Annotated in this window: 26 protein-coding genes; 13 read left to right on the forward strand and 13 right to left on the reverse strand. The window is 62.8% G+C overall.

Features of this window, described 5'->3' with window-relative positions; translation table 11 throughout:
- Positions 1 to 9: 9 nt before the first annotated feature.
- Positions 10 to 921, reverse strand: a complete 912-nt coding sequence (locus FHU12_RS14340; protein ID WP_033646934.1) for a LysR substrate-binding domain-containing protein — start codon at positions 919 to 921, stop codon at positions 10 to 12.
- Positions 922 to 1,061: 140 nt separating this feature from the next.
- Between FHU12_RS14340 and FHU12_RS14345 the strand changes: the two genes are divergently transcribed.
- The 3 genes from FHU12_RS14345 to FHU12_RS14355 are packed head-to-tail and all read left to right on the forward strand — an operon-like array spanning position 1,062 to position 4,193.
- Complete coding sequence (locus tag FHU12_RS14345; RefSeq protein WP_004939390.1) at positions 1,062 to 1,706, forward strand: hydrolase; 645 nt, start codon at positions 1,062 to 1,064, stop codon at positions 1,704 to 1,706.
- 48 nt (positions 1,707 to 1,754) lie between these two features.
- A complete protein-coding gene (locus FHU12_RS14350) occupies positions 1,755 to 2,300 on the forward strand; it encodes an antibiotic biosynthesis monooxygenase (RefSeq protein ID WP_141970115.1) in 546 nt (181 codons plus the stop codon).
- A 21-nt stretch (positions 2,301 to 2,321) separates the two neighbouring features.
- The gene (locus tag FHU12_RS14355) at positions 2,322 to 4,193 is read left to right on the forward strand and encodes an amidohydrolase (protein ID WP_141970117.1); all 1,872 of its coding nucleotides are present in this window, start codon (positions 2,322 to 2,324) and stop codon (positions 4,191 to 4,193) included.
- 102 nt (positions 4,194 to 4,295) lie between these two features.
- Here FHU12_RS14355 and FHU12_RS14360 read toward each other — a convergent pair whose 3' ends face one another.
- The 3 genes from FHU12_RS14360 to FHU12_RS14370 form a co-directional block, all read right to left on the reverse strand.
- Positions 4,296 to 5,426, reverse strand: coding sequence for a Gfo/Idh/MocA family protein (locus FHU12_RS14360; RefSeq protein WP_141970119.1), 1,131 nt, complete (start codon positions 5,424 to 5,426; stop codon positions 4,296 to 4,298).
- A 228-nt stretch (positions 5,427 to 5,654) separates the two neighbouring features.
- Positions 5,655 to 6,278, reverse strand: a complete 624-nt coding sequence (locus FHU12_RS14365; RefSeq protein WP_141970121.1) for a glutathione S-transferase family protein — start codon at positions 6,276 to 6,278, stop codon at positions 5,655 to 5,657.
- Positions 6,279 to 6,293: 15 nt separating this feature from the next.
- Positions 6,294 to 6,476: a DUF1127 domain-containing protein gene (locus FHU12_RS14370; protein WP_141970123.1), complete on the reverse strand. Its 183-nt coding sequence runs from the start codon at positions 6,474 to 6,476 to the stop codon at positions 6,294 to 6,296.
- 180 nt (positions 6,477 to 6,656) lie between these two features.
- Here FHU12_RS14370 and FHU12_RS14375 point away from each other — a divergent pair, with 180 nt between their 5' ends.
- Positions 6,657 to 8,093 carry an aminotransferase-like domain-containing protein gene (locus FHU12_RS14375; protein WP_141970125.1) on the forward strand — a complete coding sequence of 479 codons (1,437 nt, stop codon included), beginning with the start codon at positions 6,657 to 6,659 and terminating at the stop codon, positions 8,091 to 8,093.
- A gap of 157 nt (positions 8,094 to 8,250) precedes the next feature.
- A complete protein-coding gene (locus tag FHU12_RS14380) occupies positions 8,251 to 8,817 on the forward strand; it encodes a 2-thiouracil desulfurase family protein (protein WP_141970127.1) in 567 nt (188 codons plus the stop codon).
- On the opposite strand, the gene FHU12_RS14385 is transcribed toward FHU12_RS14380, so the two are convergent.
- Positions 8,753 to 9,169, reverse strand: a complete 417-nt coding sequence (locus FHU12_RS14385; protein ID WP_141970129.1) for an NUDIX hydrolase — start codon at positions 9,167 to 9,169, stop codon at positions 8,753 to 8,755. The genes FHU12_RS14380 and FHU12_RS14385 overlap by 65 nt on opposite strands.
- 106 nt (positions 9,170 to 9,275) lie before the next feature.
- Between FHU12_RS14385 and sseA the strand changes: the two genes are divergently transcribed.
- Positions 9,276 to 10,121 carry a 3-mercaptopyruvate sulfurtransferase gene (sseA, locus tag FHU12_RS14390; protein ID WP_141970130.1) on the forward strand — a complete coding sequence of 282 codons (846 nt, stop codon included), beginning with the start codon at positions 9,276 to 9,278 and terminating at the stop codon, positions 10,119 to 10,121.
- Here the strand turns inward: sseA and FHU12_RS14395 are convergent.
- The gene (locus tag FHU12_RS14395; protein ID WP_141970132.1) at positions 10,118 to 10,987 is read right to left on the reverse strand and encodes a LysR substrate-binding domain-containing protein; all 870 of its coding nucleotides are present in this window, start codon (positions 10,985 to 10,987) and stop codon (positions 10,118 to 10,120) included. The genes sseA and FHU12_RS14395 overlap by 4 nt on opposite strands.
- A 105-nt stretch (positions 10,988 to 11,092) precedes the next feature.
- Between FHU12_RS14395 and FHU12_RS27295 the strand changes: the two genes are divergently transcribed.
- From FHU12_RS27295 to FHU12_RS14415, 5 genes are all read left to right on the forward strand, one after another.
- Complete coding sequence (locus FHU12_RS27295) at positions 11,093 to 11,215, forward strand: DUF4865 family protein (protein ID WP_221627851.1); 123 nt, start codon at positions 11,093 to 11,095, stop codon at positions 11,213 to 11,215.
- Positions 11,216 to 11,265: 50 nt separating this feature from the next.
- Complete coding sequence (locus FHU12_RS14400) at positions 11,266 to 12,501, forward strand: FAD-dependent oxidoreductase (protein WP_141970134.1); 1,236 nt, start codon at positions 11,266 to 11,268, stop codon at positions 12,499 to 12,501.
- Between the two features lie 68 nt (positions 12,502 to 12,569).
- Positions 12,570 to 12,830, forward strand: coding sequence for a type II toxin-antitoxin system Phd/YefM family antitoxin (locus FHU12_RS14405; RefSeq protein ID WP_015377106.1), 261 nt, complete (start codon positions 12,570 to 12,572; stop codon positions 12,828 to 12,830).
- Between the two features lies 1 nt (position 12,831).
- Positions 12,832 to 13,137, forward strand: a complete 306-nt coding sequence (locus FHU12_RS14410) for a type II toxin-antitoxin system RelE/ParE family toxin (RefSeq protein WP_028127915.1) — start codon at positions 12,832 to 12,834, stop codon at positions 13,135 to 13,137.
- Positions 13,138 to 13,161: 24 nt separating this feature from the next.
- On the forward strand, positions 13,162 to 13,674 hold the full coding sequence (locus tag FHU12_RS14415) for a GNAT family N-acetyltransferase (protein WP_049203896.1): 513 nt from the start codon (positions 13,162 to 13,164) through the stop codon (positions 13,672 to 13,674).
- A 22-nt stretch (positions 13,675 to 13,696) separates the two neighbouring features.
- On the opposite strand, the gene FHU12_RS14420 is transcribed toward FHU12_RS14415, so the two are convergent.
- Entirely contained in the window at positions 13,697 to 14,209 is a 513-nt protein-coding gene (locus FHU12_RS14420) for a DUF2165 family protein (RefSeq protein WP_043136947.1), read from the reverse strand.
- 134 nt (positions 14,210 to 14,343) lie between these two features.
- Here FHU12_RS14420 and FHU12_RS14425 point away from each other — a divergent pair, with 134 nt between their 5' ends.
- Positions 14,344 to 14,607, forward strand: a complete 264-nt coding sequence (locus FHU12_RS14425; RefSeq protein WP_004939442.1) for a type II toxin-antitoxin system ParD family antitoxin — start codon at positions 14,344 to 14,346, stop codon at positions 14,605 to 14,607.
- On the forward strand, positions 14,592 to 14,891 hold the full coding sequence (locus tag FHU12_RS14430; protein WP_042783942.1) for a type II toxin-antitoxin system RelE/ParE family toxin: 300 nt from the start codon (positions 14,592 to 14,594) through the stop codon (positions 14,889 to 14,891). The genes FHU12_RS14425 and FHU12_RS14430 overlap by 16 nt, the downstream gene beginning before the upstream one ends.
- A 7-nt stretch (positions 14,892 to 14,898) precedes the next feature.
- On the opposite strand, the gene urtE is transcribed toward FHU12_RS14430, so the two are convergent.
- The 6 genes from urtE to FHU12_RS14460 are packed head-to-tail and all read right to left on the reverse strand — an operon-like array spanning position 14,899 to position 21,140.
- Entirely contained in the window at positions 14,899 to 15,597 is a 699-nt protein-coding gene (gene urtE / locus FHU12_RS14435; protein ID WP_141970136.1) for an urea ABC transporter ATP-binding subunit UrtE, read from the reverse strand.
- 12 nt (positions 15,598 to 15,609) lie between these two features.
- Positions 15,610 to 16,416 (reverse strand): urea ABC transporter ATP-binding protein UrtD, encoded by an 807-nt coding sequence (gene urtD, locus FHU12_RS14440; RefSeq protein WP_015377102.1) that lies wholly within the window; start codon positions 16,414 to 16,416, stop codon positions 15,610 to 15,612.
- Positions 16,413 to 17,489 carry an urea ABC transporter permease subunit UrtC gene (urtC, locus tag FHU12_RS14445; protein WP_016928582.1) on the reverse strand — a complete coding sequence of 359 codons (1,077 nt, stop codon included), beginning with the start codon at positions 17,487 to 17,489 and terminating at the stop codon, positions 16,413 to 16,415. The genes urtD and urtC overlap by 4 nt, the downstream gene beginning before the upstream one ends.
- Complete coding sequence (gene urtB / locus FHU12_RS14450) at positions 17,489 to 19,069, reverse strand: urea ABC transporter permease subunit UrtB (protein WP_141970138.1); 1,581 nt, start codon at positions 19,067 to 19,069, stop codon at positions 17,489 to 17,491. Before urtB ends, urtC begins: the two co-directional genes overlap by 1 nt.
- Positions 19,070 to 19,125: 56 nt before the next feature.
- Positions 19,126 to 20,394 carry an urea ABC transporter substrate-binding protein gene (urtA, locus tag FHU12_RS14455; RefSeq protein WP_063991257.1) on the reverse strand — a complete coding sequence of 423 codons (1,269 nt, stop codon included), beginning with the start codon at positions 20,392 to 20,394 and terminating at the stop codon, positions 19,126 to 19,128.
- A gap of 26 nt (positions 20,395 to 20,420) precedes the next feature.
- On the reverse strand, positions 20,421 to 21,140 hold the full coding sequence (locus FHU12_RS14460) for a GntR family transcriptional regulator (RefSeq protein ID WP_141972994.1): 720 nt from the start codon (positions 21,138 to 21,140) through the stop codon (positions 20,421 to 20,423).
- Positions 21,141 to 21,144: the final 4 nt, after the last annotated feature.

Here is a 21,144-nt window from a genome sequence, read left to right on the forward strand (position 1 = left end):
GGGCGGCCCTCACTGCGCCGCCGGGTAAGCCTCGCCGTCATCCGCATAACGCTGCAACCGCTCGCGCCACCACTTGGCCGCCAGGCCGCTGGCGCTTTCCCGCCAGCCGAAATAGGCAACGTCGCTGCAGCGCTCAGATTCAACGCGTTTCGCCACCAGTTCGCCGCTGTTCAGGTAAGGTTCTGCCAGAGAACGCGGCAGATAGCCACAGCCCAGCCCGGCCAACTGCGCCTGCAGTTTGGCGTCGAAGCCGAAGACCGTCAACGTATCCTGCTCTTCCAGCAGGTTCAGGCTCTGCGGCGCGTTGACGCGCGAAGTATCGCGCACCACCACCGCCCGGTGCTGACGGATCTCATCCTTCGGCAACGGTTCCGGCAACGCCGCCAGCGGGTGCTGCGGCGCGACGGCGAACACGTAATCCAGCTGCCCCAGGCGGCTGAACGCATAACCCACTCGCGACGGCGGCTCGCAGATGGCGCCGATGATAATGTCAGCGCAGCCGTAAACCAGCGATTCCCAGGAACCGGCCAGCACCTCGTGGCTGAAACGCAGCCGGGTATGGTGATGCTGCCGATAGAATTCGTCGATCAGCGGCAACAGGCGGGCAAAGGGGAAGGAGGCGTCGATCCCGAGCGTGATCTCGCTTTCCCAGCCGTTTTCGACATAGCGCGCCTGCTGCTCCAGATCCTGCGCCGCCCGCAGCAGCACCCGGCCTTTTTCCAGCATCAGCTTGCCGGTATCGGTGAACTTCGCCCGGTGGCCGGAGCGGTCCAGCAGGGTGATGTCGAGATCGTTCTCCAGCTTTTGCACCATATAGCTGAGTGCCGAAGGGGTTTTAAACAGTGCGGCGGCCGCGGCGGCGAAAGATCCGTGCCGGTCCAGCGCGTCCAAAATCAGCAGCGCTTCCAGGTTTAATCTCATGCTTTCTCCCGTGTATAAAAAAACTCAACAAGTCGGCAAAAATTCTGCGGTATCTTTGAAATCGCCCTCTGCCTACCATGCGTTTTATCGGCGTTACACTCATCAGATGTTCAACCGAAATATCACTGGGAAGGTAAATTATGTCCAAGTTTCAACTGCTTGATAAAGACAATTCCGCACTGATTTTTATCGATCATCAACCACAAATGGCCTTCGGCGTGGCTAATATTGATCGTCAGCAACTGAAAAACAACGTTGTTGGTTTGGCGAAGGCAGGCAAGATTTTCAACGTCCCTACCCTTTTCACCTCGGTCGAAACCGAAAGCTTCAGCGGCTATATCTGGCCGGAACTGCTGGCGGTACACCCTGAAATCACCCCGATTGAACGCACCTCGATGAACTCCTGGGAAGACGCGGCCTTCGTTAAAGCCGTGGAAGCCACCGGCCGCAAAAAGCTGGTGATCTCCGCGCTGTGGACCGAAGTGTGCCTGACCTTCCCTGCGCTGATGGCGCTGGAAGCCGGCTATGAAGTGTATGTGGTGACCGACACTTCCGGCGGCACCTCCGTCGATGCGCACGAGCGTTCGATCGATCGCATGGTGCAGGCCGGCGCCGTGCCGGTGACCTGGCAGCAAGTACTGCTGGAGTACCAGCGCGACTGGGCGCGCAAAGACACCTATGACGCGGTGATGGCGCTGGTGCGCGAACACAGCGGCGCTTACGGCATGGGCGTCGACTACGCTTACACCATGGTGCACCACGCACCGGCGCGCACGGTGAAATAATCCCCCTTGCCCCGGCCCTGCGCCGGGGTATTTTCAGGAGTCGGTTTTATGGCCCATCCGCAGCATGTCACGCTGGTGATCACCCACCGTTTGGCGCCGGGGAACGAGCAGGCCTATGAGGCCTGGCTGAACCGCATCATGCCCGATGCCGCAGGCTTCACCGGCCATCTGGGTGTCAACGTGATTCGCCCTTCCGGCAGCGAACAGGCCTATACGGTGCTGGTCCGCTTCGACAATCTCGACAATCTCTACCGCTGGCTCAACTCGCCGCTGCGCAAGCAATACATCGAAGAGGTCACCCCGCTGCTGCTGGAGAACGACCATATCGAGATCCGCCCCGGCGCGGAGTTCTGGTTTACCCCGCCCAACCCCGGCGTGCGGCAGCCGCCCCAGTGGAAGCAGTTCATCATCACCCTGCTGGTGATCTTCCCTTCCACCAATCTGGTGCCCTGGTTTTGGGGGCGGGTGCTGCCGCAGCTGGACGGCACGCTGCTCGGCCATTTTCTCAATGACGCCACCGTAGTCGCCCTGGTGGTGTACCTGTGGATGCCTATCGTGACTCGCGTTTTTCATCAATGGCTGACCCGCCGCTAGGCGGTTCGCCGGGAGAATGTTATGAACCACCACGCTTCATTGATCATCACCAACGGCAAGTTTCACACCGTCGATCGCCAAAATCCTACCGCACAGGCGGTGGCCATCCGCGACGGCAAGTTTCTGGCGGTCGGCAGCGAAGGCGAAGTCATGCAGCACGCCGGGCCGGAAACCCAGGTGATCGACCTGCACGGCCACACCGCTATTCCGGGCCTGAATGACTCGCACCTGCACCTGATCCGCGGCGGCCTGAACTATAACCTGGAGCTGCGCTGGGAAGGCGTGCCTTCGCTGGCCGACGCGCTGCGCATGTTGAAAGAACAGGCGCTGCGCACGCCGAACCCGCAGTGGGTGCGGGTGGTCGGCGGTTGGACCGAATTCCAGTTCGCCGAGCGCCGCATGCCAACGCTGGACGAGATCAACCAGGCAGCGCCGGACACGCCGGTGTTTATTCTGCACCTCTACGATCGCGCGCTGCTCAACCGCGCGGCGCTGAAGGTGGTCGGCTACACCAAAGACACGCCGAATCCGCCGGGCGGCGAGATCCAGCGCGACGCCAACGGCAACCCGACCGGCATGCTGATCGCCAAGCCCAACGCCATGATCCTGTACGCCACATTGGCGAAAGGCCCGACGCTGCCGCTGGAACAGCAGGTTAACTCCACCCGCCAGTTTATGCGCGAGCTGAACCGCCTCGGCCTCACCAGCGCCATCGACGCCGGCGGCGGCTTCCAGAACTACCCGGAGGATTATCAGGTGATCGCCGAGCTGCACGAGAAAAAGCAGCTGACCATTCGCATCGCCTATAACCTGTTCACCCAGCGGCCGAAGCAGGAGCTGGAAGACTTCGAGCTGTGGACCGATATGCTCAAGCCGGGCCAGGGCACCGATTTCTATCGCCACAACGGCGCCGGCGAGATGCTGGTGTTTTCCGCCGCCGACTTCGAAGACTTCCTGCAGCCGCGCCCGGATCTGCCGCCGGGCACCGAGGACGAGCTGGAACGGGTGGTTCGCCATCTGGTTGAGCACCGCTGGCCGTTCCGCCTGCACGCCACCTATGACGAGTCCATCAGCCGCATGCTGGACGTGTTCGAGAAGGTGAACCGCGACATTCCGTTCAACGGGCTGCACTGGCTGTTCGACCACGCCGAAACCATTACCGAACGCAATATCGAACGGGTCAAGGCGCTGGGCGGCGGCATTGCGGTGCAGCATCGCATGGCGTTCCAGGGCGAATATTTCGCCGACAGGTACGGCATCGAAGCCACCAAACATACGCCGCCGGTAGCGAAAATGCTGGCGGCTGAGCTGCCGGTCGGGCTGGGCACCGACGCCACCCGCGTCGCCAGCTACAACCCGTGGACGGCGCTGTACTGGCTGGTCTCCGGCCGCACCGTCGGCGGCATGGCGATGTACGACGACAGCGCCCGGCTGGATCGCGAAACGGCGCTGATGCTGTGGACGCAAGGCAGCGCCTGGTTCTCCACCGAACAGGGCAAGAAAGGCCAGATCAAGGTCGGCCAGTTGGCGGATGTGGCGGTGCTGTCGCAGGACTATTTCAGCGTGCCGGAAGAGCAGATCAAAGGCATCGAGTCGGTAATGACGGTGGTGGACGGCAAAGTGGTCTACGCCGCCGGCAGCTTCTCGCCGCTGGCGCCACCGCCGCTGCCGGTGCTGCCGGAGTGGTCGCCGGTCACCCAGGTGCCGGGCCACTACCGCTCCGCGCCGCCGTCGGCGGCAGCTCGCGTCGGGGTAGTGAGCCAGGCGCACCAATGCTGCGGCCCGTGCGGCGTACACGCGCACCAGCATGACATCGCGCGCCGCTCCAGCATCCCGGTGTCGGACGAGAATGCCTTCTGGGGCGCGTTCGGCTGTTCGTGCTTCTCGTTCTAAGTTGCCAGGCCAGCAACTTATTACGCAACTAACTTAATAATATGTTAAGTTAACAAGATAGTAAGTTAATGGCGCTGTCCACGGGAGAGCGCCATTTTATTGTCAATCGCGGTTGATCTCCAGCCAGCGCCGCTGCTCGGCAGAGGCGGCTATCGCATCCAGCACGCAAGACACTTTCCAGCCTTCTTCAAAGTCCGGCCACATGGGATCGCCCGCGGCGATGCCGTTGACCAGATCGCGGATCTCCACCGTCTTCTGATCGTTAAAACCGATGCCGTGCCCGGCGCTGATGCAGAATGCCGCGTAGTCCGGGTGCTTCGGCCCTACCAACAGCGTTTTGAACCCCTGCCGCTCCGCCGGCTCATCGTGCCGATACAGCTTCAGCTCCGCCATCCTTTCCTGGGTATAGCTCAGCGTGCCCTTGGTGCCGGTGACCACATAGGTCAGCCCCATCTTGCGCCCGCAGGCGATGCGCGAGGTTTCGAGAGTGCCCATCGCCCCACCGGCGAAACGCAGCAGCGCGCTGGCCTGATCTTCGTTTTCCACCGGCAGCAGGCGCGCCGGATTTTGCGGGTCCGGGCGCTGCTTGATCACGGTCTGCATATCGCCACAGACCGCCACGATATCGCCCACCAGGTAGTGCGCCATGTTGACGATGTGCGCCGCCAGATCCCCCAGCGCGCCCAGCCCGGCGCTGGCGCGGCGGCAGTGCCAGTCGATCGGCGTGCGCGGGTCGGCCAGATAATCCTCATTGTGGGTGCCGTAAAAATGCACCACCTCACCGATTTCGCCGTTGGCGATGATCTCGCGCGCCAGCTGGCTGGTCGGGTTCTTCATGTAGTTGAAACCGACCAGCGTTTTCACGCCCTTGGCGCGGGCGGCCTGCACCATCTCCGCCGCATCGGCGGCGTCCAGGGCCAGCGGTTTTTCCGAATATACGTGCTTGCCGTGGCGGATCGCCTCCAGCGCCATCTCTTTGTGCAAGAAATTAGGGGCGCAGATGTCTACCACGTCGATCGCCGGATCGGCCACCAGCTGCCGCCAGTCGCCGGTCGATCGCGCAAAGCCGAATTCGGTGGCGCGCTGCGCCGCCAGCTCGGGGGTCACCTCCGCCAGCATCTCCAGTACCAGCTCCCCTTTCAGAGGAAAGACCGTGGCGGCCTGCGCATAGGCGATAGCGTGACAACGCCCGATATAACCGGTGCCGATTAACCCAACGCGTACCTGTTTCATCATTTTCTCCCGTGACCGAAATTCTGTGTAGAACCAGGCGCCGCTCAATGAAACGCGCCGGTTGATAACGGGTTTATATGGAATATAAATTTCAATAACAAGCACACGGGAAGATAAAGTTCATATTCGTGATGCCCTTCATGAAACGTTGACGGGATGATGCAACGAGGAAAGCCGGGACAAGGCTGGTCGTATCCAGACGGGATGAAATGAACTATTTATTTCATATTACGGTAAACCGTTGGCACCGTGCTGAACGTAGCCAGGGCGTTGCAGCAGGCTCTGCTGATAGGCCGCCAGCGCCGCATAATTCGGCCGCTCGAACGGCGTCAACAGCCAGCGGTTCAGCGACAGCCCCAGCACCACGTCCGCCAGCGTGAAAGCGGCGCCGGCGGCATAAGGGCCGTGCTGCGCCAAATGCCGATCCAACAACCCCATCAGCCGGTTCCACTCGCGTTCGGCAACGGCCAGGCTGGCAGCATCCTGATAATCCGCATGCCCACGCACCCGCGACATGAACACATAGCGCCAGGCGCCATTCAGATCGGTGGCCTGCCAGTCCATCCACATCTCCACCGCCGCGCGCGCGCCGGGTTCCTGCGGCAGCAGATCGCAGCGCCCCTCCCGCCCCGCCAGATAGCGGCAAATGGTGTTCGACTCCCACAGCACCCGCTCGCCGTCGATCAGCACCGGCACCAGGCCGTTGGGATTCAGCGCCAGAAACGCCGGCTCCTGCGTGGAGCGAAAGCCGCTGCCCCAGTCTTCTCGTTCCAGCGTCAGCCCCAGCTCCTGGCAGGTCCATAACACTTTGCGCACGTTGATTGATGAAGCCTTGCCCAAGACTCTCAGCATCGGTTTTCCTTCTATCTATTCTTTCCAGAAAGGTTTACATCCTTCTCGCAGCGCTTCTGCTCGCGACAAACCAATATCGATCAGCCGTGCATCGTCCAGCAATAATAATTCTTTTCGCGTCCTGTAGCGTTGCAGATACAGACGCCAGCGTGACCAACCTGATGAGCGCCGCCGCGGCGCGCCAGTAAACAGAGCCATCTTGTTATTCTCCCTGATGTTTTCGCGTTGCAGTCATCATGCTCGCCGGGAGAAAAACAATACAGATTCACGCTGACGCTCTTTTTTTCATACAGCTGCACCAAAAAACCCGCTGAATGGTTTACTTTGAGAGCATCTGTACCGGTTTTTTAACCCTGACTATCGATGAGAGGCCTCTGTATGACACGCTACGCGACGCTGGCCGCCATTCTCAGCCAACGCATTCAGCAAGGGCTGTATCCGGCCGGCCATCGCCTGCCTTCCGTACGCGCGCTCAGCCAGGAGCACGGCGTCAGCATCAGCACGGTGCAGCAAGCCTACCGGCTGCTCGAGGAACAGCGCCTGGTGGAAGCGCGGCCGAAGTCGGGCTACTTCGTGCATACGCGGCGCGCACAGGCCGAGCTGCCCGCCATGACGGCGCCGGTGCAGCGGCCGGTGGACATTTCGCAATGGGAGCAGGTGCTGGAGCTGGTGCGCAACCGGCCGCGCGAAGGCCTGATCCAGCTGGGACGCGGCATGCCGGACATCGCCGAGCCGACGATGAAACCGCTGATCGTCGCCCTGCGCAACGCCGCCCGCCACGGCGACCTGCGCAGCCTGTATTACGACAGCATTCAGGGCGTGGCCGCGCTGCGCGAACAGGTCGCTCGTCTGCTGCTGGATTCCGGCTGCCAAATCAGCCCCGATCAGTTGCTGATCACCACCGGCTGCCAGGAAGCGATCTCCGCCGGGCTGCGCGCCGTTTGCCAACCCGGCGACATCGTGGCGGTCGATTCGCCCTGCTTCCACGGCACCATGCAAACGCTGAAGGGCCTGGGCATCAAGGCGCTGGAAATCCCCACCGATCCGCTCACCGGCGTCAGCCTGGCCGCGCTGGAGATGGCGCTGGAACAGTGGCCGATCAAGGCCATTCTGCTGACGCCCAACTGCAACAACCCGCTGGGCTACATCATGCCCGACGCCCATAAACAGCAGTTGCTGACGCTGGCGCAGCGTCACGATGCGGCAATCATCGAGGATGACGTTTACGGCGACATCGCCTATCACTACCCGCGGCCACGCACCATCAAATCGTTCGACGAAGATGGCCGCGTGCTGCTGTGCAGCTCGTTTTCCAAAACGCTGGCGCCGGGCCTGCGCGTGGGCTGGATCGCACCCGGCCGCTATCTGGAGCGGGTGCTGCACATGAAGTTCATCGGCTCCGGCGCCACCGCCACCCAGCCGCAGCTGGCGATCGCCGAATTCATCCGCGGCGGGCACTATCTGCAGCACCTGCGGCGCATGCGCGCCCGCTATCAACAAAACCGTGATCGCATGACCGATCTGATCCTGAAACACTTCCCGGCCGGCACCCGCGTCAGCCGGCCGCGCGGCGGTTTTATGCTGTGGATCGAACTGGACGAGGCATTCGACACCCTGCGGCTGAACCGCCATCTCGAACCGCAAGGCGTACAAATTGCCGTCGGCAGCATCTTTTCCGCCGCCGGCAAGTACCGTAACTGCCTGCGCATCAACTATGCGCCGACGCTGACGACGGAGATAGAACAGGCGGTACAGCGGGTCGGCGCCACCATCCAGGCGCTGATGCCGGCTGGCGTCATCACGCCAGCGGACTGAATTTTTGCCGCGAACGCCCAAGCTCAGCCGCGCATCGAAAAACCAGGGGGCGTCACTCGATCGGCGCTGCCATCATGCTGAGTATCCTGCTATGTTATAGCCGCGCGCGCGGGCCAACGGCATCCGCGCTTTCGCCACTGCCGCAGAGAAAAAAGACATGTCGTCCAATATCCTTATCAGCGCCTGCCTGGCTGGTTTCAAAGTTCGTTACAACGGTACCGACAAACCTTTGCTTGACGCCACGCTGCAACGTTGGCGGCAAGAAGGCCGTCTGATCGTCTGCTGCCCTGAGCTGGCCGCCGGTTTTTCCACGCCTCGCCCCTCAGCGGAAATCTCGCCGCATGCCGACGGCGCGGCAGTAATCGCGCAGCGGGCGCAGGTGATGGAATCCAGCGGCGATGATGTCACCGCACAATACTTGCTCGGTGCCCAACTGGCGCTGGAAATCGCTCGCCGCCACGGCTGCCGTTTCGCCTTGCTGACCGACGGCAGCCCTTCTTGCGGCAGTCAACGGATTTACGACGGTGCCTTCAACGGCCGCACCAAACCCGGCCGCGGCGTTACCGCCGAGCTGCTGCGCCAACACGGTATCGAAGTCTTCTCTGACCAACAACTTCCGGCGCTGATCGCCAGGGTTGAAAGCACCGGGAACTTTAGTCCTAACGGTGCAGAAACTCCGCCACCCGGCGGCGCAGATGTTCGATGCCCTGCGGATGATCAATGAACTGCGCTACCGGCATCATCAGCCAACGCTGGCCCTCGTTGCCAAAGCGGATGGCGGCGATCTGCGCCGGCGTTATCTCGCCGGCCATAAACCAGGTCGGCGGGGAGCCGGGCAGAACGCCGTCGTAGCGCCGCCGCCAGACAACCTGACGTGCGGCGATCGTCACGCCAAACTCTTCCTGCGTTTCCCGCTGCACGCACTGCAGCGGCGTTTCGCCGTTTTCCCGCCCGCCGCCGGGCAGATCCCACAGGCCGGGCCACGGAATGCCCGGTTTGTCGTCCCGTAGATAAACCAGTAAGCGATCGTCGCACAGCAACGCTATCTTGGCTCCGCCAAACGCCTGGTCCGTCATGTTTTCTCCGCTCCCCGCCCATCCCCTTTGACTGAACATCATACTTCATCCCCGCGCGGCCTGGTGTATAGTGAAAATCCGTTTTCACAACAGGCGAACAATAACGATGAACTCTCCGTTTCTGGTGACCCCTCAATGGCTTGCGCAACATATCAACGATGAAAATCTGGTGGTGATCGACGTTCGGATGTCGCCGGTGGGGCTGACGCCGAAAAAGGACATGCTTGCCGAGTTCGAACGCGGCCATATCCCCGGCGCGGTCTATTTCGATATCGACGAGGTGGCGGACAAAAACACCGCGCTGCCGCACATGCTGCCGACGGCGGCGGAGTTTGGCGCGGCGGTGGGCAAGCTGGGCATCAGCGAGCGCGATACCCTGGTGATTTACGATGAGGGCAACCAGTTCTCCGCACCGCGCGGCTGGTGGACCTTCCGCAATTTCGGCGCCGAGCGCGTTTACGTGCTGGACGAAGGGCTGAACGGCTGGACCGCGCTGGGGCAAGCGCTGGCAACCGGCCCGGCGCAGCCTGAACCGCAGACGTTCAACGCCCGGTTCAACGCCGACGCGGTGGTGGATATGCGGCAAGTGGAGCAAGCATTAGGCACGCCGGTGCAAATTCTCGACGCGCGCGCCGCACCGCGCTTTTATGCCGAAGCACCGGAGCCGCGCCTCGGCCTGCACCGCGGTCATATTCCCGGCAGCATCAACATTCCGTACGGCGAGCTGCTGGAAAACGGCCGCTTCAAATCGCTGGACGCGCTGCGCCAAATCTTCAGCGACAAGGGCGTGGACATTAACGGCCCGATCATCACCAGCTGTGGCTCCGGCGTGACGGCGGCGGTGCTGGCGTTTGGCCTGCTGTCGCTCGGCGCACCGCAGGTCAAACTGTATGACGGCGCCTGGAGCGAATGGGGCCAGCTGAGCGGCAAGCAGCCGATCGCCCAAGATTAAGTTTCGATCCGCTCGACCACAATCTGCGCCAGCCGCTGCACGGCCGCCGAGGGCTGATCCTCGGCGCGGTGCAGCACTACACCGAGTTGGCCGAGAGCGGGCAGCAGATCGGGGGCCAGCGGTGACAGGCCGGGCGGCAACCCCGCCGCCGTGCGCACCGTGACGCCCAACCCGGCGCTCACCGCCGCCCACACGCCATTCAGGCTGCGGCTGGTAAAGGCGATGCGCCAGGGAATGCCGGCGCGATCCAGCGCCTGCGTCGCCGCGCTGCGCATCAGACAGGGCGCGTCGAACATCACCAACGGCAACGGCTCGTCCCCTTCTCGCCACGGCGCCAGCGCGAAGCCGGGCGAGGCTATCCAGTGCAGCTGCCGCTGCCCCAGCGCCTGATGATACGGCGTGCTCAAACCGCCATCCCACGCCAGCGACAGATCCAGCTGGCCTTTCAGCACCCAGTCGATCAGCTCGGCATTGCGGGCGATGCGCGCCTCGATGCGCACCTTCGGATTGGCGCGTGCGAAGCTGCCCAATACCTGCGGCAGAAACGTCTCGCCGAAATCCTCCTGCAACCCCAGCCGCACCGTGCCCTGCAGATCCAACCCGCGCACCGCGGCGGCGGCTTCGTCATTGAGCTCCAGCAGACGGCGCGCGTAGCCAAGCAGGGTTTCCCCCGCCTCGGTCATCACCATGCCGCGCCCGGCCTTGCGCAGGATCGGCGCGCCGACCTGCTGTTCCAGCTTTTTCAGGTGGGCGCTGACCGCCGACGTCGAACGCCCCAGCCGTTCAGCCGCCTTGGCGAAGCTGCCCAGCTCGACGCCGGTGACAAAGCTGCGCAAATCTTCGAGATCGAACGTTATTCGTCCCATGCTGACCATCCTGATTTTCTGAACCATCGATAAAAATAATACCGATTTTACTGATAAAGATGGCGTGTCACGCTCTCCGGGTCAATGTCTTTACGGAGAATCCTTATGCTCGCGATGCAATACCGTTTCACCCTGCCCGTCGGTTTCGATCCTCTGTCCGCCCCTTTGACCACACTGCGCTGCGGGTTGACAGCCAAACTTGATATTGATAATCATTATCAATATTGAACATTCACTTGCGGCTCGCGGGATGCGGCCGCTCTCCGGGGTCAACCGCCATGCCGTCATCACCGATCACACCTTACGCCACCACCTGCTGCATCGTGGGGGGCGGCCCCGCCGGGCTAATGCTCGGCTATCTGCTGGCGCGGGCGGGGATCGACGTGACGGTGCTGGAGAAGCACGCCGACTTCCTGCGCGATTTTCGCGGTGACACCATTCACCCCTCGACGCTGGAAGTCATGCACCAACTGGGCCTGCTCGACGAACTGCTGACGTTGCCGCACCAGCGTGCGGAGTCCCTGCACGCCGAAGTCGCCGGGCGCGACATCAAGCTGGCGGATTTCACCCGCCTGCCGACGCGCTGCAAATTTATCGCCTTTATGCCGCAGTGGGAGTTCCTCAACTTTTTGGCCCAGCAGGCCGCCGCCTTCCCCAACTTCAGGCTGCTGACCTCGGCGCAGGTTCATGAGCTGCTGTACGACCGCGGCCAGGTATGCGGCGTGCTGGCCGACACGCCGGAAGGCCCGATCCGCGTGCGCAGCCAGCTGGTGATCGGCACCGACGGCCGCAACTCGGTGGTGCGCGAGCAGGCGGCGCTCAGCAGCCGTTCCTTCGGCGCGCCGCGCGACGTTGTGTGGATGAAGCTCAGCAAGCAGCCGGGCGATCCGGCCTGGTCGATGGGCCACACCGGGCCGAAGCAGAACTTCATCATGATCGATCGCGGCGACTACTGGCAGTGCGGCTACTCGATCGATAAAGGCAGCTTCGACGCGATCCGCGGTAGCGGCCTGGAGAAATTTTTACTGCACCTCGCCGAGGTGGCGCCGTTCCAGGACGATCGCCTGCAGGAGATCGTCGAGTGGGATCAGGTCAAACTGCTGAGCATTCGCATCGATCGTCTGGATCGCTGGGCCAAACCGGGGGTGCTGTGCATCGGCGACGCCGCGCACGCCATGTCGCCGATCGGCGGCGTGGGCGTCAACCTGGCGATTCAGGACGCGGTGGCCGCCGCCAACGCCCTGATCCCGCCGCTGCGCCAGCATCGGCTGCAGCTGAAGCATCTGCTGAGCGTGCAGCGCCGGCGCGAACTCCCCACTCGCGCCATCCAGTTTTTGCAGATCAAAATGAGCCAGCGCAAGCCGGGCGAACGCCGCGCGGCGGGCGGCTCGCGCCTGATCGCCCGCGTCGGCAACAGCCGCTGGCTGCCGCGCCTGTTCGGCCGCATCATCGGCCTGGGTTTTCGCCGTGAAACACCGCGGCATCTGTCCAACGAAACCTGCCCGCCGGAATAGCATTGGTGATTTTTTCATCGCGCCGTATAATGGTTAAATCGAACGATTTAATTAACTGGAGCGATTAAATGTACGCACTCACCGCGAACGAGGCCAAAACCCAATTCGGCGATTTGCTGCTCAAGGCGCAGCGTGAACCGGTGCAAATCAATCGCAACGGCAAACCGGTCGCCGTCGTCATGTCGGTAGAAGACTACCAGGCGCTGGAAGATCTCAAATTACGCGCGCTGCAGCAAAAAATCGCGCAGGCTACCGCCGAGGAAGACGCCGGTAAGGCGGTAGACGGCGATGCCTTCTTCAACCGTCTGCTCACCGATGAAACAGACTGAGATGCCCGCGTTTCGCCTCACCCCGCAGGCCCAACAAGATCTGCTGGCTATTCGTCATTTCACCATCGAGCACTGGGGCCAAGCGCAATCTCGCCGCTATCTTGAGCAGTTGAGAGAGGTCATGCATCATTTGGCAGATATGCCGGAAGCGGGTAAAGCTCACTTCCACGATCTGGGCGAAGAGATACGCAGTTTTCCTTACGCCAGCCATAGGATCTACTACCGCAACCGCCCTGCCGGCATCACCGTTCTCGCCATTCTGCATCAGGCGATGGTGCCCCACCGGCATCTGGAACAACGGCTGTAATTTTTCTTACTCAAAGGGGCACTGATGTTCACCGTTCGTCAGGCATTGCTGGAAGATTTAACCCTGGTGCGCGATATCGGCATCCGCACCTATCGGGCGCACTTCGGTGAGCTGTGGCACTACCCGCACGAGCTGGAGGCCTTTTTGGCCGAGGATTTTTCCGTCTCCGCGCTGGAACAGACGCTGCGCGATCCCGACGTGTGCTGGCTGTTAGCCTATGAGGATGACGCCCTGGTCGGCTATGCACGCGTGAACTTCGACAGCCTGTTGGCCGCCACCCAACGGCGCGGCGCCGAACTGCAAAAGATCTACTTCCTGCCGGACTACGCCGGGCGCGGTTTCGGCCGACAATTTTTCGAACAGGTGCAGCGGCGGGCCGTCGAACGCCGTCAGCCCCTGCTGTGGCTGGAAGTGCTGAAACAGAACGCCGACGCCCAGCGCTTTTATCAGCGGCAAGGCCTGGCCGTATGCGGCGAGGCCCAATACACCAGCGAACAGGGTGCCATCGAACTTTGGACGATGAGCAAGGCGCTGTAACCGCGCCCCGCTCCGCCGTCGTTTAGCGCGGCTCCCGCTGCAGCATCAGGAACAGCAAGGCAAACGCATTGGGCGCCAGGTAGATCAGCGCCCCCAGCTGCACCGCCAGCGGATCCTTCTTGGCCTGCCAGGCCATAAACCAGTCGCCGGCGACCACCATAAAGCCGACGCCCCACACCGCAATTGCGCAAAGCGCCCCCAGCATCGCCCAGGCTTTGCCCTTGGCGAAGGCGGCGTAAGGGCCTTTCAATCGCCCGATCATCAGCACCACGCCTGCCGCCGCGAATAGACCGGCCAGCGTTTCCAGCGTGGTGATGACCGCCAACCCCAACATGCAGGCCCAGTCGGCGCTGATCGCGCGCCACATCAGCCCCGGCGTCTGATAGGTATCCTGCATGGCAAGCAATGGCCCCACCGCATTGCGCGCGGTACCGGCGAAATCCGCCGTATTGTTCAACAGGCTGAACAGCCCCCACAGGGCCGGAAACAGAGACAGGACGATGCAACCGAGGCGTGACACAGTGATTTCGTTCATGGTTATCCTTAATGAATAAACGGGTGACTCCCGCCCTCATGACGGGACCGCTATTGAGATCCTGATAGTTTGACGTGCACAATGTAAGAACTAATCTTACAATGACGCAGCATAGCCGAAAATGAGGAGGAACAATGGGCAGAACACTAACGGTAGATCTGGGTGACGAACTGCGTAGCTTCGTCGAAGACCTGGTGGCCAGCGGCGATTACCGAACGCCCAGCGAAGTCATCCGCGAATCCGTGCGCACTTTGCGCGAACGTACCGCCGCCTCAAAACTGGAAGAGCTTAGGCGCCTGATCGCCGAAGGAGAGAACAGCGGCGAAGCCGTCGAATGGGATCGTGATGTGTTCATGGAAAGAATACGGAGCAAAGCAAAAGGATGCGCAGGAGAGTAACCGTTCGTCCAAAAGCGCTGGACGATATGGAAGAGATCTATTTTTACGGGTTGGCGCACTTTGGCTTGCAGGTGGCCGAAGATTATCTGCGCCGCCTGCATCAGGCTTTCGATAACCTTAGCCACCACCAACTCGGCAAAAACATCGATGCAATCGGCCCCGGCCTATGGGTATTGCCCGTCGCCAACCACCTGATTTATTTTCGACAGCACAGGCGGGAGGTGAATATCATCAGAGTGCTGCATCATTCCCGCGATCCGCTCAGCCAATCCTTTTTCAGCTGACCCAACGTTAAATCGCCACCAGCGCGCGGACGCCGTCCTGTTCCATAGCGCTGCCGGCGCCGCGCTGCACGATGCTGCCACGCGACATCACCAGATAGCTGTCCGCCAGGTCGGCGGCGAAGTCATAGAACTGCTCCACCAGCAGGATCGCCATATCGCCCCGCGCCGCCAGCTGTTTGATCACCGCGCCGATCTCCTTGATCACCGAAGGCTGGATCCCTTCCGTCGGCTCGTCGAGGATCAGCAACTGCGGCCGGCAGGCCAGCGCCCGGCCGATCGCCAGCTGCTGCTGTTGCCCGCCGGAGAGATCGCCGCCGCGCCGATCCTTCATTTGCCGCAGCACCGGAAACAAGTCATAGATCGGATCCGGCACCGTGCGTGCGGCGGCGCCGGAAAAACGCGCCAGCCCCATCAGCAGATTTTCCTCCACCGTCAGACGCGGGAAAATCTCCCGCCCCTGCGGTACATAGGCGATGCCCGCCTGCACCCGCTGATGCGGCTTTTTACCGGTGATGGTTTCGCCCTGCCAACGGACGCTGCCGCTGCGCGCCAGGACCAGCCCCATCAGGCATTTCAGCAACGTGGTCTTGCCCACGCCGTTGCGCCCCAGCAGGCAGGTCACCTCGCCGATGCGCGCCTCGAACGACAGGCCGCGCAGAATGTGGCTGCCGCCGTAATACTGATTCAATTCCTCTACCTGCAGCATGATTACGCCTCCTCAGCGCCCCAGATATACCTCAATCACCCGTTCATCGGCCTGCACCTGCGCCAGCGATCCTTCCGCCAGCACCTGCCCCTGGTGCAGCACCGTCACGCGATCGGCGATGGTTTCCACAAACCCCATATCGTGTTCCACCACCATCAGCGAATGCTTGCCCGCCAGCTCGCGGAACAGTTCGGCGGTGTAGTCGGTTTCGGCGTCGGTCATGCCGGCCGCCGGCTCGTCGAGCAGCAGCAGGTGCGGCTCCTGCACCAGCAGCATGCCGATCTCGAGAAACTGTTTCTGCCCGTGAGATAAAAGCCCGGCGGGCCGGTGGCGTTCATGCCCCAGCCGCAGGGTTTTCAGCATCTCGTCGATGCGGTCGCGCTGTTCGCTGCTCAGGCGGGCGCGCAGGCAGGCCCACACCGACTTGCGGGTTTTCTGCGCGATCTCCAGATTCTCGAATACCGTCAGCGCCTCGAACACCGTCGGTTTTTGAAACTTGCGGCCGATGCCGGCGTGGGCGATCTGCATCGGCGCCAGCCGGGTCAGATCGACGGTCTGATCGTAAAACACTCTGCCGCTGTCCGGCCGGGTCTTGCCGGTGATCACATCCATCAGCGTGGTCTTGCCGGCGCCGTTGGGGCCGATCACGCAGCGCAATTCGCCGACGCCAATGCGCAGCGACAGATCGGTCAGCGCGCGAAAACCGTCGAAGCTGACGTTGACGTTGTCGAGCTGCAGCACCGGATCGGTTTGCTGCCGGTATTTATCCGCCGGCAGCGGGTGGGTAAATAGCTCGTCGGTCACTTGCATCGCTTTCATGAGGTTTTCCTCCGGCGCAGCAGACCGATCACCCCTTTGGGCAGAAACAGCGTGACGACGATAAACATCAGGCCGAGGAAGAACTGCCAGTATTCGGGAATGGCCATGGTGAACCAGCTCTTGGCGCCGTTGACGATGCCGGCGCCGAGCAGCGGCCCCACCAGCGTGCCGCGCCCGCCGAGCGCCACCCAGATGGCGGCCTCGATCGAGTTGGTCGGCGACATTTCGCCGGGGTTGATGATGCCGACCTGCGGCACATAGAGCGCGCCGGCCAACCCGCACAGCACCGCCGACAGCGTCCAGACGAACAGCTTGAAGCCCTTCGGATCGTAGCCGCAGAAGGTCAGGCGGTTTTCCGCATCGCGCACCGCGGTCAGCACCCGGCCGAATTTGCTGCGCGCCAGCGCAAAGCCGATGGCCAGGCTGGCGGCCAGCAGCAGCACCGTCGCCAGAAACAGCGCCACTCGCGTGCCGGCGGCGGTGATGGGAAAGCCGAGCAGCGTGGTGAAACCGGTAAAGCCGTTATTGCCGCCGAAGCCGGTTTCGTTGCGAAAGAACAGCAGCATGCCGGCATAGGTCAGCGCCTGGGTCATGATCGAGAAATACACCCCTTTGATTTTCGAGCGAAAGGCGAAGTAGCCGAACAGGAAGGCCAGCAGACCCGGCACCAGCACGATCAGGCACAGCGCCCAGGCGAAATGCTGGGTGCCGCTCCAGAACCACGGCAGCTCATTCCAGGAGAGGAACGCCATAAACGCCGGCAGCCCGTCGCCCGCCGCCTGCCGCATCAGGTACATGCCCATGGCGTAGCCGCCGAGCGCGAAGAACAGCCCATGGCCGAGCGACAGCAGCCCGGCATAGCCCCACACCAGATCGAGCGCCACCGCCACCACCGCGTAGCACAGGATCTTGCCCGCCAGCGTCAGGGTATAGGTGGACACCGCCAGCGGATGATCCGCCGGCAACAGCGTCATGAACGGCATCACCAGCAGCGCCAGCAACGCCAGCCCGCCGATGCTCAACGCCAGCCGGGGCGCTTTCTGCACGCCGGTTACGGTCAATGGTTGGCTCATCAGTCAATCACCCTGCCCTTAAGGGCGAACAGCCCCTGCGGACGCTTTTGAATAAACAGAACGATCAGCACCAGGATCAGGATCTTGCCCAACACGGCGCCGATCTGTGGCTCGAGGATCTTGTTGACGATGCCGAGGCCGAAGGCCGCCGCCACCGTCCCCGCCAACTGGCCGACGCCGCCGAGCACCACCACCAGGAACGAATCGATGATGTAGCCTTGCCCCAGCTCCGGCCCGACGTTGCCCAACTGCGACAGCGCCACCCCGCCGAGCCCGGCGATGCCGGATCCCAGCCCGAAGGCCAACATGTCCACCCGCCCGGTGGGCACGCCGCAGCAGGCCGCCATCGCGCGGTTTTGCGTCACCGCGCGCACGTTCATGCCGAGCCGGGTCTTGTTCAGCAGCAGCCAGGTCATCGCCAGCACCAAGAGCACGAACGCGATCACCGCGATGCGGTTCCACGGCAGCACCAGGTTCGGCAGCAGCTGCACACCGCCCGACAGCCACGCCGGGTTGGCGACCTCGACGTTCTGCGCGCCGAACAGCACCCGCACCAGCTGGATCAGCACCAGGCTGATGCCCCAGGTGGCCAGCAGGGTTTCCAGCGGCCGGCCGTACAGGTGGCGGATCACCGTGCGCTCAAGCAGCATGCCGATCCCGGCGGTGATGGCGAACGCCACCGGCAGCGCCGCCAGCGGGTAGAGCGCCAGCCACTGCGGCGCAAACTGCTGAAACAGCCCCTGCACCAGGTAGGCCGAATAGGCGCCGAGCATCAGCATTTCGCCGTGCGCCATATTGATGACGCCGAGCAGGCCGTAGGTGATCGCCAGGCCGAGCGCCGCCAGCAGCAGGATCGAACCGAGCGACAGGCCGCTGAACGCCTGGCCGAGCAGATCGCCGATCATCAGGCGGTGCTGCACGCGTTGCAGGCTGCGTTGCGCCTCGGCGCGCACCGCGGCGTCCGGCTCGTGGGCGGCGTCGGTCAACGCTTGCAGCCGGGCGCGGGTTTCCGGCTCGCCCGATTCACCCAACAGCCGCACCGCCTTGAAACGCACCTGCGGATTGCCGTCGGCCAGCTGCAGGTTAGCCAGCGCCAGGCTCAGCGCCTGATGCACCTGCGGGTCTGTTTCCCGCGCCAGCTGCCGGGCCAACAGCGGCAGCTGCTCGCCGTTCGCTTCGCGCTGCAGCGCGCTCGCCGCCTGCAGCCGCACCGCCGCGTCCGCGCTGACCAACCGCTGCGCCGACAGCGCATTGGCGATCAGAATGCGCAGCCGGTTGTTCAGCCACACCTTCTTCGGTTCGCCAACCGGGGCCGCCTCGCCCTCGAGCGGCAAATAGCGATCGCCCTGGCGGATAAAGGCGCGCTTCGCCCCGTCGATCGCCACGGTTTCCTGCTGCAGCCCCTGCAGCAGCGGCAGGCGCGCGGCATCCGGCTCGGCCGCCCACGCCTGCAGCAGTTTGGCCTGCTGCGCACGGTTGGCCGCCGCAAACTCATCGGCCGGCCCGGCCTGCGCCAGCAGGGGCCAGGCGCACAGCAGCCACAGCCCGACGCGCAGAGAAGATAAAAACGGAGATTGCATCAGCTGCCTCTTCTGTTGGGCCGGCGGGCGTTGGGCCGCGCCGGCGCTGAGTGACGTTACTTGCCGCCCTTCACCGGGTAATCCGGCTTCTTGTCGTTGCCGGCGATATACGGGCTCCACGGCTGCGCGCGCACCGGCGCTTCGGTCTGCCACACCACGTTGAACTGGCCGTTGCCCTCGATCTCGCCGATCATCACCGGCTTGTGCAGATGGTGGTTGGTCTGGTCCATGGTCAGCGTGAAGCCCGACGGCGCGGCGAAGGTTTGCCCGGCCATCGCCGCGCGCACCTTATCGACGTCGGTGGTGCCGGCCTTTTCCACCGCCTGCGCCCACATGTGGAGGCCGACGTAGGTGGCTTCCATCGGATCGTTGGTCACCGCGGTGGCGTAATTCGGCAGATTGTGCGCCTTGGCGTAGGCTTTCCACTGACTGACGAATTGTTTATTGGTCGGGTTATCCAGCGATTCGAAGTAGTTCCAGGCCGCCAGGTTGCCCACCAGCGGTTGGGTGTCGATGCCACGCAGCTCTTCCTCGCCGACCGAGAAGGCGATCACCGGCACGTCGGTGGCCTTGACGCCCTGGTTGGCGAGTTCTTTGTAGAACGGCACGTTGGAATCGCCGTTGATGGTGGAGATCACCGCGGTGTTGCCGCCGGCGGCGAACTTCTTGATGTTGGCGACGATGGTCTGGTAATCGCTGTAACCGAACGGCGTGTAGACCTCTTCGATATCCTTGTCCTGCACGCCTTTACTGTGCAGGAAGGCGCGCAGGATCTTGTTGGTGGTGCGCGGATAGACGTAATCGGTGCCCAGCAGGAAGAAGCGCTTGGCGCCGCCGCCGTCCTCGCTCAGCAGGTATTCCACCGCCGGGATCGCCTGCTGGTTCGGCGCCGCGCCGGTATAGAACACGTTCGGCGACATCTCTTCGCCTTCGTATTGCACCGGGTAGAACAGCAGCCCGTTCAACTCCTCAAACACCGGCAGCACCGACTTGCGCGACACCGAGGTCCAGCAGCCGAACACCGCCGCCACCTTGTCCTGGCTCAGCAGCTGGCGCGCCTTCTCGGCGAACAGCGGCCAATTGGAGGCCGGATCCACCACCACCGGCTCCAGCTTTTTGCCGAGCACCCCGCCTTTGGCATTGATCTCGTCGATGGTCATCAGCGCCACATCCTTCAGCGGCGTTTCGGAAATCGCCATGGTGCCTGAGAGCGAACTCAGAATGCCGACCTTGATGGTGTCGGCGGCCTGCGCGCTCCAGGCCAGGCCCAGGCCGACAGCGGCGGCGGACAGCGCAAAAGCTTTGATAAAACGACGACGTTGCATAGTTCAAACTCCTGATGTGTGTGAAATCAAAATCGTTGCGCCGAGCGCGCGGGCGGCTGGGCCCGCGCCTGGTGCAACATGTGCAGCGTTATTTTTCGTACCTCTGCCTTGCTGACGGCGATATGCTCGCCGAGCAGCGCTTGCGCCGCCCCGCTTTGCCGCTGCAGGATCGCCTGCAAAATGGCGGCGTGTTCGCGGTAGGTGGCGTCCACCCGCGCCTGCTGGGTGAAGTCCAGCCGGCGAATGATGCGGATCTTTTCGGTCAGTTCGCGGTGAATGCGCGCCATTTCGCCGTTGCCCGCCGCGGCCACCAACGCCTGATGAAACTGCTCATCGTGCTGCGACACCGCCTTGCCGTCAGCCAGGCGCGGCGCTGCGGTCCAAAAATGGCTCAACGCCGCCAGCGCGGCCGGCGTTTCCCCAGCCGGACGTTCGCACAGCCGTTTCACCGCCTCTTGTTCCAGCACGATGCGCAGGTCATACAGCTCTTCGAAGTAGGCGAAGTCGAACGGCCGCACCTGCCAGCCGCTGCGAAACAGCACCTCGACATAGCCTTCGCGCTCGAGTCGAAACAGCGCCTGGCGCACCGGCGTGCGGCTGGCCGCCATGCGCTGCGCCACGTCGCTTTCGCTGAAGCGATCGCCCGGCAGCAGGCGAAACTCGAAGATGTCGGCCTTGAGCTGCAGATAAATGCGCTCCGCTAGCCCCTCCGGCCGCGCCTTGTGCTCTCCGTTGGTGATTTGCATCATC

The organism is Serratia marcescens, from assembly GCF_006715005.1.
Taxonomy (GTDB): Bacteria; Pseudomonadota; Gammaproteobacteria; order Enterobacterales; family Enterobacteriaceae; genus Serratia; species Serratia montpellierensis.